Annotated in this window: 11 protein-coding genes; 5 read left to right on the top strand and 6 right to left on the bottom strand. The window is 57.5% G+C overall.

Translation table 11 applies throughout. The annotated features are described in order from the left end of the window. Positions 1–73 precede the first annotated feature (73 nt). From PHX60_RS03810 to PHX60_RS03785, 6 genes are all read right to left on the bottom strand, one after another. Complete coding sequence (locus PHX60_RS03810) at positions 74–1957, bottom strand: Tar ligand binding domain-containing protein (protein ID WP_300074928.1); 1884 nt, start codon at positions 1955–1957, stop codon at positions 74–76. A gap of 35 nt (positions 1958–1992) precedes the next feature. After that, positions 1993–3135, bottom strand: a complete 1143-nt coding sequence (locus tag PHX60_RS03805; protein WP_300074926.1) for an HD domain-containing phosphohydrolase — start codon at positions 3133–3135, stop codon at positions 1993–1995. Positions 3136–3251: 116 nt separating this feature from the next. After that, the gene (locus PHX60_RS03800) at positions 3252–5321 is read right to left on the bottom strand and encodes a CHASE2 domain-containing protein (RefSeq protein ID WP_300074923.1); all 2070 of its coding nucleotides are present in this window, start codon (positions 5319–5321) and stop codon (positions 3252–3254) included. Positions 5322–5340: 19 nt separating this feature from the next. After that, positions 5341–5973 (bottom strand): OmpA family protein, encoded by a 633-nt coding sequence (locus PHX60_RS03795; RefSeq protein ID WP_300074920.1) that lies wholly within the window; start codon positions 5971–5973, stop codon positions 5341–5343. Beyond that, positions 5970–6422 carry a FecR family protein gene (locus tag PHX60_RS03790; protein WP_300074917.1) on the bottom strand — a complete coding sequence of 151 codons (453 nt, stop codon included), beginning with the start codon at positions 6420–6422 and terminating at the stop codon, positions 5970–5972. Before PHX60_RS03790 ends, PHX60_RS03795 begins: the two co-directional genes overlap by 4 nt. Before the next feature lie 57 nt (positions 6423–6479). Beyond that, positions 6480–6731: a YfhL family 4Fe-4S dicluster ferredoxin gene (locus tag PHX60_RS03785; protein ID WP_300074914.1), complete on the bottom strand. Its 252-nt coding sequence runs from the start codon at positions 6729–6731 to the stop codon at positions 6480–6482. Positions 6732–6851: 120 nt separating this feature from the next. Between PHX60_RS03785 and PHX60_RS03780 the strand changes: the two genes are divergently transcribed. From PHX60_RS03780 to PHX60_RS03760, 5 genes are read left to right on the top strand one after another with little or no spacing between them, the layout of a single operon-like run. Continuing rightward, positions 6852–7823: an ABC transporter permease gene (locus tag PHX60_RS03780; protein ID WP_300074911.1), complete on the top strand. Its 972-nt coding sequence runs from the start codon at positions 6852–6854 to the stop codon at positions 7821–7823. A gap of 28 nt (positions 7824–7851) precedes the next feature. Continuing rightward, complete coding sequence (locus PHX60_RS03775) at positions 7852–8733, top strand: ABC transporter permease (protein WP_300074908.1); 882 nt, start codon at positions 7852–7854, stop codon at positions 8731–8733. Positions 8734–8775: 42 nt separating this feature from the next. Continuing rightward, the gene (locus PHX60_RS03770; protein ID WP_300074905.1) at positions 8776–9795 is read left to right on the top strand and encodes an ABC transporter ATP-binding protein; all 1020 of its coding nucleotides are present in this window, start codon (positions 8776–8778) and stop codon (positions 9793–9795) included. A 47-nt stretch (positions 9796–9842) separates the two neighbouring features. Then, on the top strand, positions 9843–10754 hold the full coding sequence (locus PHX60_RS03765) for an ATP-binding cassette domain-containing protein (protein ID WP_300075248.1): 912 nt from the start codon (positions 9843–9845) through the stop codon (positions 10752–10754). Between the two features lie 14 nt (positions 10755–10768). After that, complete coding sequence (locus PHX60_RS03760; RefSeq protein ID WP_300074902.1) at positions 10769–12259, top strand: ABC transporter substrate-binding protein; 1491 nt, start codon at positions 10769–10771, stop codon at positions 12257–12259. The last annotated feature ends 13 nt before the right edge of the window (positions 12260–12272 follow it).

The raw sequence follows: 12272 nt of genomic DNA, 5'->3' as shown, positions 1-12272 counted from the left end.
ATCAATACCTGTGCTGCCGTGTTGGTTTGGTCAGAACCACCGGGACGGTGGCGGCAGTCAGCGGCGGTCAGTTTCAATCAAAGTATTTAACCAACTCATCCAACTCTTTGGCGGCTTGCTCTAGCTGCTGCGATGCCGCCCAAGCACCTTGCACATCTTCGCGGTTTTGCACCACCAGCGCTGCTACTTGGCTCAGTTGGCGCGCTACCTCTTCTACCGCCAAAGCTTGACCGCGCGCTGCGCTGGCAATACTCTGCACCTGTTGGCGCAAGGCCACAGAACTGGTGCCGCTGCCATGCGTAGCAACATGCTGGCTTGCCGTGCTTGCCAAGGCGGGGGCTGGAGCTGGGGTGGCAGGAGTTTCGGCGCTAGTGGCAGGCAGGGGAGTCGCAGCGGCAAAATCATCACCCAAAGTGGCTAATAATTCTGCGGGCATCCAATCCAAATCCGCTGGGCTAGGCAGCTGGTTTTGCACTAGCGGCAGGGGCGTATTATCATCTTCTGCGCTATGAACCGTTTCTAATAAAGCATCCATCTGGGTTGCAATGCTGGCCAACGCACTGCGTGAGGCATTTACCGCATCAACGGTTTGGTAAATGCGGTCTTGTTGTTCGTCCGAATGTTCGGCCAAGTCCATCATCAATTGATTCAAATTGTTGCACTGGCGGTGAATAGAATCAGAAGACTGTTGGATTTCATAAATCATCACCTTGAGGTGCATTTGGGTAAAAAATACCGCAGTCATGACACGTCCTGGCTCGCCATAGCCCGACGGATTAACATGCTTAGAAAGATTGCCTTCGGCGATGTCTTCCAAAGCCAGTACCGCCTCTTCCAATGGCTTGGCAGTAAAACGGAAAAAGAAAAATCCAGCCACCACCAACACCAAACAGCTGAAAGCAATTCCGGCAATCGCCATTTTTAAGATAACATCGGCGCGCACGGTGGTATCTACTAATTTGCTATGACCGCGCGCCAATAAATAGTCTAACAAAGCAGAAGCACGGGCGTTGGCTTCTTCATACAGCGGATTGACTTGTTGAAAGAAAATGCGCTGCGCTGCCAAATAATCTTCTGCCTCAATTGCCTGCATGGCTTGTGATAAGCCCTCTTTGACGTAGTGGCTCCGGGCCTGAATATATTGTTGTGCCAATTGTTTTTCTTGAGGATCAATCACTTGGCCCATGTAACTGGCTAAAATTTCATCAATTTCTTTTTTATTTTTTTGAATGCGTATCAATTGCTGGTTGCCCGAGCTGTGGGCTATGACGGTTTCTGAATGGGTGCCAAATTTAAAATTCAGGGCCAGTCCCAATTGGGCGCGGTTGTCGGCCATTAAAAAATTAATGCGATGGATAGATTGTACCGGTACCATTTCTCGATGGTATAACGCTTGAATATCGGCTTTGGATAAGTTAATACCGGTCATGCCCAGAATGCCACCGCCAATCATCAGCACTGTTACAAACAAAATCCAGAGTGGAATTCCATTTTTAATAGATAAATGCTTTTTCCAAAGTGGAGCAGCCTCTTCTTTAAATGTTTCGGGGGCGGTGGTAGCTGCTTGGTAGGCTGCTTCGGCCTCGGCCACCTGTTCGCGCGATGGACAAGAGCGTACCGACATATAACCGGTAACTTCGCCATTTTTCTTAATGGGCACAATACGCGCATTCACCCAATAATGGTCACCATTTTTACAGCGATTTTTAACCATGCCTTGCCAAGGCAGGCCACGCTTCAGGGTTTGCCACATGGTGGCAAACGCTGCCGGGGGCATGTCGGGGTGCCGAATGATATTGTGGTTTTTGCCGATTAATTCTTCTTCTGAAAAGCCACTGATTTCAATGAAATCTTTGTTGGCAAAGGTAATAATGCCTTTGGTGTTGGTCTTGGTGACCATGTTTTTGTCGGCAGAGAAGAGTTGCTCTTGGCCGGTCACCGGTAAATTCATTTTCATGGTTTTATTTCCCTGGGCTATGGTGGGACTTGGGGCTACTTAGCCCATACCTGCTTGATGACCACCGCTGCCGTAAGGCAATCGGCAAAGGGGACTAAACCCACAATTTCGCAACCTGGCTGCGAGGTATCACGGCGGGCCGGGGTGGATAGAATCATGCCGGTTTTTCCATAAACCGCATACACCACCGCAGCATCGGGTTTAACGGTTGGGCTTTTTACTACTGCCACTTCGCCAGATTTAATGCGTACCATCGTACCTGGTGACAATAAACCGGTCACTGAAATTAAAATTCTGCCAATTTCTTCATCAATTTCAGCATTTTTTTTCAGATAAATTTCTTTCAATGCAAATTGTGGAAAATAGGCTTGGGCACGGTAAGGTCGCTGTTTGGTCATGGCGCTGTAACGGTCGGCTACGGCCAAAATTCTGGCGCCTTGCGTTATGTGCGCGGCGGGTAGCTCGGCCGGATAGCCGCTGCCATCCAAATGCTCGTGGTGCTGGCGCACGGCATCTAGCCAAACCGGGTCTGTAATCCCCGATTTTTGTAGCAATTGTGCGCCCAACTCGGGGTGTTGGCGCATTTGCGCCCATAAATCGTCGGGCAGTGGGCCAGCATGTTTGTCCATTTCTAGCTGCATTTGCAGTTGGCCCACATCGCGCGTTAGGGCAGCACACACCAAAGACAGCCGCTGCCCGGCATCTAAGCCTTTTTTTTGTGCGATGAGTTCAGTGAGTACGGCCCCCATCATTTGCTGCACCACAATATATGAATTATAACTATCGACACACGGAGCGGCTAAGGCGCTATCAATGTCTTTCTGGCAAATTTTTTGTAGTTCTTGGGCAATTTTCTTGATGCGGGTGCTTACATCAATTTGCTCAGGATTTTTGAGCATGGTGGCCAGCACATGCTTGAGGTTCAAAATCAAACTGCCCATGTGTTCAAACGGCGATAACTCTTCTGGCTCGGGCGGCGGTGGGGGAGCCTCCGGGGTGTAGGGGCGCAAATCGGTTTCGGTTTCGTCATATTGCGCGCCGCGCACCAAGAGTCGCGATATTTGATCGGGCATGTGAATGACCGAGCCACGGCGAAAGAGCAAGGTACCGCTTTGGCTATAAATAGAAAAACCGATTGGTTCGCCCAGAACGATGTCGCTGTGTACTATTTTTCTCACCGCTACGCCTGCCTTTTTCTGCTCGACAAAATAGAACTTGGCGATGGCAAAAAATTGCTAACACCCAAAGTAGAAGGAAGGGCTATTTTGGCACAGCGAGAAATTGAAAAAATCAATCAAGCCGAAGCGGTGGATAGTGTTTCAGGCGGGTCGGCCAACTCGTGGGCAATGCGGACAAATTCGTCTTCTTGGGCCACAAAGGCGTTGACCACGTCTGGGTCAAAGTGGTGTCCTGATTGCTCTAGCAGCATCTGGCGCACTTGGGCATGAGCGAAGCCTTCTTTATAGACTCGGCGGCTGACCAAGGCATCATAGACATCGGCTAATGCCATCAAACGCCCAGCCAAGGGAATGGCATGTCCTTGTAAGCCGTGCGGGTAGCCGGTGCCGTCCCAGCGTTCGTGGTGGGCTTCAATCATCTGGCGCGCGTAGTCTAAAAAATTTTGCTTTTCGGGGCGACTGCTATTGGCAATGATGCGCTCTAGTGCCTGCGCGCCAATCAGGGGGTGGGTTTTCATTACGGCAAACTCTTCGGGTGTGAGTTTGCCGGGTTTTTGCAAAATGCGGTCTGGAATGCCTACTTTGCCGATGTCGTGCAGTGGGGCCGATTTGGTTAGCAATTCGATGTCATGGGGGGTCAGGTGCCGGTAGCCTGGCGTGCTGGCCAGTTGTTGTGCCAGTACCTTGACGTAGCGTTGGGTGCGTAGGATATGGTGGCCAGTTTCTTTGTCGCGCGTTTCGGCCAGCACCGAGAGGCTGATGATGATTTCGTCTTGTGCATCCAGCAGGTCGCGGGTACGCAAACGCAGTTTGTGCGCTGTCATGCCGTATTTGAGCAAGTTCAAAAACAAGCTGATGCACACCAGCGCCAGCATGGGCATCAGTGGTGATAGGTGCAAGCCTTGTTGCACCAGTAACATTTGCGCGGCCCCATAAATGCTGCTGCTGCCCAACACCACCCACAATACTGCGCCCCACACACCAGCATGGGCCAGCCACCACGTAGTGAGCAGTCCGACCAGCAGCACTGCCAGCCATTCGGCCCCAGCTGCCCAAGCGGGCCGGGCAATAAAGCGCCCGGCCAGCAGGTTGTTTATTACGGTGGCATGAAATACCAGCCCATGCACCGAGGCTCCAGAAGGGGCCAGGTGCAAATCGCCCAAGCCTAGCGCCCAAGTGCCTACCAATACTATTTTGTCGCGGATGCGCTCTGGGGCGACCGTGCCTTGCAACACGGCCAGCGCTGAGATGTGGTCTGGGAGCTGCTTGCGCCAATCAAGCAGCAAGTTGCCGCCCCGGTCGAGTGGAATTTGGTGTCCGTTCCAGTGCAGATGTGCTTCGGTGCTGCTGGTTTGCAATTGCAGTGAGCGGTTGGTAGAAGCTTGCAGCAAGGTGGCTAAGGCCAGTGAGGGCTGGTAGCCCGTGCCATTGGGGCTGGGCAATAGCAGGGGAACGCGGCGCAATTTGCCATCTATATCTTGCAAGGCGTTGGTAAAGCCTTCGGCAGCGGCGACTTGGGTGAGTTGCGGCAGGCTACGCAGCTGCCCCTGTGCTTGGGGCCACAGCAAAGCGCCCTGCGTGTTGTGCGAGAACACCGTGCCAGCAGGCAAGGCGGGAGGGGGTACAGCGCTGGAGCCAGCAGGGGGGGCAAAAAATTGCAAATAAGAACCCAGCACCGTGGGCATGGTTTGCATGGCTTGGGCCAAACGCTGCGAGTTGCTATCGCTAGTGCCGTTGGGGCTGCTGGGGGCGCTGGGGCTGCTGGGGGCGCTGGGGCTGCTGGCCAAAATTTGGCCTTGCAAATCGCGTTGGCGCTCGCGGGCAATGACATCGGGCGCGCTGCGGTCGGGTTCGGGCATGAGAATATCCAGCGCTACCACGCGCGCACCCAAGCGTTGCAGCTGCTCTAGTAGCAAAGCCAGCCGATAACGCGGCCACGGCCATTGGCCCAAGGCGGCTAAGCTGGCTTCATCCACCCCCACCAACACCACGGCATCGGAGGGCGGCGTTTGGCTACGTGCTGCCAACAGGTGGTCATACACCGCGCCATCGGCTTTGCGTAGCGCCACTGGTTGCCATGCCGAGAGCATCGCCAGCAGTACGCTTAAACACAGGCCCAAGGCATACAGACGGGTTTTTTCGTGGTGCCACGCGGCACGCAGATGCTGCAAGCCAGCAGATGCCACGGGGACGGGGTACTCAGCTTTAGCGCACTACAACCATGACACGGCGGTTGCGTGGCTCGGGCACGCCGTCTGGAGTAGGCACTAAGGGGTTATTTTTGCCGTGTGAACTGACATCCATCAGCTGCGCTGCCACGCCACGTTCTAGCAGCAGCGCTTGCACTTGCGCGGCCCGTTGGTGTGACAGGGTATCGTTGATTTGCACCGAGCCAGTGGCATCGCTGTGGCCGCTGATACTGACGCGCACCGTGCCCTTTTGTGTGGCTGCCTTGGCAATCTCTTCTAACTGCGCCAGCGCGTCGGGGCGCAATTGGGCGGTACCGCTCTCAAACAGCAGGATAAATACCTTGGCGGGTGCTGGCTCAATCGCCAACACTTCACCAAAGGTGGCGGTAATAAATTCGGCTTGGGCCGTCGTGATGGCCGAAGGGGCGGCGTTGGTGCCAGCACCAATTTGCGTCATGTCGTGGGCTTTTTGCAATACCTGTCGCCCGGCAGCGGTGCGGACTTCTGCTGTGCCTACGTGGCCGTCGGCATCGGGCACCAAGACCACCGATTGGCGCGCGCAGCCACCCAGCGCCAATAGCACAGCGGCCATGCCATAGAGTGCCCAACCGGGTCGAAGGGTAGGGGGAAGGGGGTTGCTGCTGCTCATTCTTGTACCTCGATGAGTAGTTTGGTGCCGCGCACGGCAATGGTGGCGGTGGGCGTTTGCACCTGTGCGGCCTCGGGGGCCAGCTTGACGATTTGCCCGGTCACATAGGCAAAAGTACCTTTCAGCAATTTGACGGCCAGCGCCAATTTGCCCTCTTGGGGCGCAAAAGCATAGTCGTTGAGCAACAATTCACTGCCCGAGCCTAAAGAGATGGCGGTGTCATCGGTCAGCACAATACCCGCTGCCCCCGGACTGCCGGTGCGTATGCGGTCGTTTTGCAACAATGCCATGCCTGCACTGGCGGGCAGTGCGGTGCCAGCGCGCTCTACCGTGGCGCTACCCGAGAGGTTTTGCAGGTGGCCGATGGTGTCGGTGGCTGGCTGTGCCCAAGTAGCAGGGGCCATCGTGGCCAGTGCCAGCGCCCATGCAGCCAAAATCTGTGGTTTCATGAAAAAAAGCCCCCCAAGCGTCAGACGATAGGGGCATTGTGGCGCAGATTGCCGCCATCAGGCACTGCTTTGTAAGCGCTGAAACTTTTGCCACAGGGTTTCATGGCTTTCGGTGTGTTGCGGGTCCACCGGAATGCACGAGACCGGACAGACCTGCATACACTGGGGTTCATCAAAATGGCCTACGCATTCGGTACAGCGTGCTGGGTCAATTTGGTAAATTTCTGGCCCCATAAAAATGGCCTGATTGGGGCATTCTGGCTCACAGACATCGCAGTTGATGCACTCGTCGGTAATCATCAAGGCCATAGGGCACTCGCAGCAAAAACAAATTTCATGGGGCTGGATTATCCTGTGCTGGCCTTTCTTTTGCCGCTATGCTGGCAGCCCTCGCTTCAACAACACGGGTCAACAGGTCATATTGCCGCTATGGGATGGTTTTTGCTTCAACGCCTAGGCTGGATGCTGGCGGCTTTGCTGGCCGCATCGGCGGCTATTTTTGGCATCTTGGATGTGTTGCCGGGCAATGCTGCTCAGGTGTTGATGGGGCCAGAGGCCGACCCGGAGGCCGTAGCCGCATTAGCCGCTGAATTGGGGCTAGACCAACCCGCGTTGCAACGTTATGGCCAGTGGCTTTGGGGCTTGCTCACGGGCGATTTGGGCGACAGCTATGCCTACGGCAGCCCGGTGGCCGATTTGCTGCAAGAGCGCTTGGCCGTCACGGTGCCGCTGGCGCTGCTGGCCATCAGCTTGAGTACGGCTTTGGCCTTTGCCGCTGGCCTGTATGCCGCCGCGCACCAGCAGCGCTGGGACGGAGCCGCCGTGATGGGGTTGGTGCAACTGGGCATGGCGGTGCCCGGCTTTTGGTTGGCGATTGGCTTGATTTGGTTGTTTTCTATCCAACTGCCTTGGTTTAGCGCTGGGGGCTTTCCAGGTTGGACCGCCGCTGAGGGCGGTGGCCTGTGGCCAGCTTTGCAGGCTTTGTTGCTGCCCGCTGTGGCGCTGGCTTTGGTGCAGGCAGCTATTTTGGCGCGCACGCTGCGCTCGGCATTGCTAGAGGTGCTGCACGAGGATTTTGTGCGTACCGCACGCGCCAAGGGCTTATCCTATCGGCAGGTGCTGTGGGGCCATGCGCTACGCAATGCCATGATTCCGGTGCTGACCATCATGGGCTTGCAATTTGCCAATTTATTGGCCGGGGCGGTAGTGATAGAAAATGTGTTCCAGCTGCCGGGTTTGGGGCGGCTACTGTTCCAAGCGATTGCCAACCGCGATTTGTTGGTGGTGCGTAATGGGGTGTTGCTGTTGGCTGCTTTGGTGATTGGGGTCAATTTTGTGGTCGATATGCTGCACGCCCTGATAGACCCGCGCCTGACGGCCCAGCGGCGTGCTATACGCTAAAGCACCGCCTACTCCTCGGTTTTTTTCTATGCCTGCTGCTCCTCCTGCGCCTGTTTCTGCTGCACCCCGCCCGGCGCGTTCTGTGCTGGCTTGGCTGCGCCAGCACCCCAGCTTGGCGCTGGGTGGTTTGTTGGTGGCCTTGTGGCTGCTGGCCGCCGTGGTGGGCTTGTTGTGGCATCCCGCATCTGCCTACGAGGTCGATTTGGCAGCCAAGCTGCAAACCCCCAGCGCGCACCATTGGCTGGGCACCGATGCCTTGGGGCGTGATGTCGCCGCCATGCTGCTGTTGGGGGCCGGGCAAGCGCTGCTGGTCGGGGCGCTGGCCGTGGCTATCGGGCTGGTGCTGGGCAGCGCTTTGGGCCTGCTGGCAGCGGCGCGGCGCGGTTGGTTAGAGCAACTGGTGTTGCGGCTGGCCGATGTGGCGTTTGCCTTTCCGGCGGTGCTGTTGGCCATCATGCTCACGGCAGTGTATGGGCCGGGGCTGCTCAACGCTATTTTGGCGATTGGCTTGTTTAACATTCCGGTGTTTGTGCGCGTGGCGCGCGCCTCGGCGCAGGTGGTATGGACGCGCGATTTTATTTTGGCAGCACGCATCAGTGGCAAGGGTGGCTGGCGCATCAGCTTAGAGCATGTGTTGCCCAATATCGCCCCGGCGCTGCTGGTGCAGGCCACGGTGCAATTTGCCGTGGCCATTTTGCTCGAAGCCGCCTTGTCTTATTTGGGGCTGGGCGCGCAGCCGCCGCAGCTCTCGTGGGGCCGAATGCTCAGCGAGGCCCAAACCCTGCTCTGGCAAGCGCCATTGTTGGCTTTATGGCCCGGTTTGGCGATTGTGCTGGCGGTGTTGGGCCTTAATTTGTTGGGCGACGGCCTGCGCGATGCCCTGGACCCGCGTTTGTCGCAACAGCGTTGATGCTGATGCCGATGCTGGCCCTCTTCTTTTAACGCACCGCCTATGCCCACGCCTTTGCTACAAGTAACGAATTTGTCGATTGCCCTACCGACAGCACAAGGACCAGTGCAGGCCGTGCGCGACTTGTCTTTTAGCCTAGAGCGTGGCCAAACGCTGGGGCTGGTGGGGGAGTCGGGCAGTGGCAAATCCCTCACTGCCTTGGCTTTGCTGGGCTTGTTGCCCCAAGGGGCGCAGGTGCGCGGCAGTATCCGCCTGCATGGCCAAGAATTGTTGGGTTTGCCCGATGCTGCTCTGTGCCGCATACGCGGGCAACGCTTGGCAATGGTGTTTCAAGAACCCATGACAGCACTCAATCCGCTGCACCGTATTGGCGACCAAGTGGCCGAGCCTTTGCGCCTGCACCAAGGTTTGGGGCGGGCAGCGGCACGCCAACAGGCTTTAGCCTTGTTAAAGCGTGTCGGGCTGCCCGAGGCAGCGCAACGGCTAGACAGCTACCCGCATGAATTTTCTGGCGGCCAGCGCCAGCGCATCACCATTGCGATGGCCTTGGCCTGTGGCCCCGAGGTGCTGATTGCCGATGAACCCACCACCGCGCTGGACGTGGTGTTGCAGCAGCAAATTTTGCAGTTGCTGCAAGACGTGGCCGCCGAGCGCGGTATGGCACTGCTGTTGATTTCGCACGATTTGGGCTTGATTGCCCAAAACACCGACCAGATGTTGGTGCTGTACGGTGGCACCGTGTTAGAGAGCGGCCCCACCACAGCGGTGTTTGCCCATTTGGCGCATCCTTACACCCGCGCTTTATTGGCGGCGCGCCCGGTGCTGGGGGCGCATTCGCGCTTGCGCCAGCGCCTGCCCGCCATTGCGGGCAGCCTGCCTGCTTTGGCCGATAGGCCGCTTGGTTGTCCGTTTGCCGGGCGTTGCGAGTTCACCTTGGCGGCCTGCCAGCGCGAAGCGCCAGGGGTGCAAACCCTGTCTGAGGATGGCCACAGCGTGCGCTGCCTGCGTATAGAGGCCACCCCCAGCAGCACGCCGGGGCAAAAAGCCTGGAGGCTGCGATGACTTCGGCCCCACAAAAAACGCAGGCCATCGACATCGACTTTCGGGAAATGTCTGGCGCTTGGCAAGCCCCCGCGCCCGATGCCCTGCCCGAGTTGCCCTTGCTCCAAGTGCAAAACTTGGGCTTTGGCTACCCCGTACCAGCGCCTTGGCCGTGGCAAACAGCCACGCAACGCACGGTGCTGCACGATGTCAGTTTTACCCTGCAAATGGGGCGCAGTATTGGCATTGTTGGGGCCTCGGGGGCGGGTAAATCGACCTTGGCGCGCTTGCTCATGGGCCTCCTGTCACCCAGTCGCGGTGGCGTGCGCTTGCTCGGGCGGCCCCCCTTGCACACCCTGCACGCCACGGCTTTGCGCCAAGCGCGTTGCCACATGCAAATGGTGTTTCAAGACCCGTACAGCTCCCTCAATCCACGCCAGCGCATCGCCCAGATTGTCACCGAACCCTTGCGTGGCTTGGGCCAGCCCATCAGCCGCCCTGAGCAGCGCGCACAAGCAGCCCAAGTGCTGGCCCAAGTCGGCTTGCCAGCCAGTGCTTTAGACCAATACCCGCACCAGTTTTCTGGTGGCCAGCGCCAGCGCATTGCCATTGCCCGCGCCCTCATCACCAAACCCCTGCTGGTGGTGGCCGATGAGCCGGTCAGTGCTTTGGATGTATCGGTGCAGGCACAAGTGCTGAATTTGCTGCTTGATGTGCAACAGCAACATGGTTTAGGCTATGTTCTCATCAGCCACGATTTGGCCGTGGTGCAACATTTGTGCGATGAGGTTTTGGTATTAGACCAAGGCCAGGTGGTAGAGCGCGGCACGCCGCAAGCTTTGTTTTCCAATCCGCAGCACCCCTGCACCCGGGCCTTGCTCGATGCTGTGCCGCAAATGGACCCCGGTCGTGCGCGCCGCCAACAAACCCTGCGCCAACGCATGGCAGCGGCAGTGGGCGAAAATCCGCCATTGCCCTAAAAAAACAGCACTCCATGTTCCAGCGTCGTACCCTTTTGGCCAGCAGCGGCTTGGCCAGCCTTTCCTTGGCCTTGCCCCGCATCGCCCAAGCCCAGCCAGCCAAAGACACCTTGGTGCTGGCCCTGCACCTAGAACCGCCGGGGCTAGACCCCACCTCTGGCGCCGCCTCGGCGATTGGCGAAATCGTGCATTACAACCTGTTTGAGAGCCTGACCAAAATCAACGCCGATGGCAGCGTCTCGCCGCTGTTGGCCGAAAGCTGGGAGGTCTCCCCCGATTTCAAAACCACCACCTTGCGCCTGCGTAAAGATGTCAAGTTTCACAATGGTGCCACCTTTAACGCGCACACCGTCAAATTTTCATTAGACCGTGCGGGCAGTGCCAAAAGCACCAACAAAGACAAGGGCAGCTTTGCCCCGCTCAAAACCGTGGTGCGGGACGAGCATACCGTGTCCGTCCACCACGACAACATTGACCCCGATTTTTTATTTATGCTGGGCCAAGCCAGCGCCGCGATGGTCGAACCCCAAAGCGCCGCCAGCAACGCCACCCACCCGGTGGGCACTGGCCCTTACCAACTCAAGCAGTGGCGCAAAGGCTCCTCACTCACGCTAGAGCAATGGAGCGGCTTTCGCCCCAGTGCGCCGCTACGCATTCGCCAAGCCACCTTCCGCTTTATTGCCGACCCCGCCGCCCAAGTGGCCGCCTTGTTGGCGGGTGATGTCGATTTGTTTGCCCGCGTTACGCCGCGCAGTGTGGCGCAGTTCAAGGCCAACCCACGGTTTCAGGTGCAGGTCAGCAACTCGCGCGCCAAAACCATTGTTGCCATGAACAATGCGCGCAAGCCCCTCAATGATGTGCGCGTGCGCCGCGCTATTGCCGCCGCCATTGACCGCAAAGCGCTGATTGATGGCGGGGCCGACGGCTACGGCGTGCCGATTGGTAGCCACTATGTGCCCGGCAGCTTTGGCTATGTGGATACCACCGGCATCAACCCCTATGACCCAGAAAAAGCACGGCAACTGCTGCGCGAAGCGGGCGTGCAGCAGCCGCTCAAGCTCACCATGACGCTGCCGCCGCCGCCTTATGCGCGCCAAGGCGGCGAAATTGTCGCTGCCCAATTGGCCAAAATTGGCATCCAAGTCAAACTGCAAAACGTCGAGTGGGCGCAGTGGCTCAGTGGCACCTACCAACACAAAAATTACGACCTGACGCTGATTTCACACGTCGAGCCGTTTGATTTGGGCAATTTTGCCAAACCCGATTATTACTGGGGCTACCGCTCCCCGGCCTTTCAGGCGCTGTATGCCCAATTGCAAAGCGCCGCGCGTCCGGTAGATCGGGCGCGGCTCTTGGGCGAGGCACAACGCCTATTGGCCGAAGATGCGGTACACGCCTTTTTGTACCAACCGCAATGGGTCACGGTGGCCGATAAACGCCTCAAGGGCTTGTGGAAAGACATGCCCATTTTTGTCAATGACCTATCGAGCCTGTTTTGGGTCTGATACTTGCTGCACG

This window comes from Giesbergeria sp., from assembly GCF_028686475.1.
Classification (GTDB): Bacteria; Pseudomonadota; Gammaproteobacteria; order Burkholderiales; family Burkholderiaceae_C; genus Simplicispira.
The sequence above is the reverse complement of the archived record's forward strand: the minus strand, read 5'-3'. Positions and strand labels throughout refer to the sequence as shown.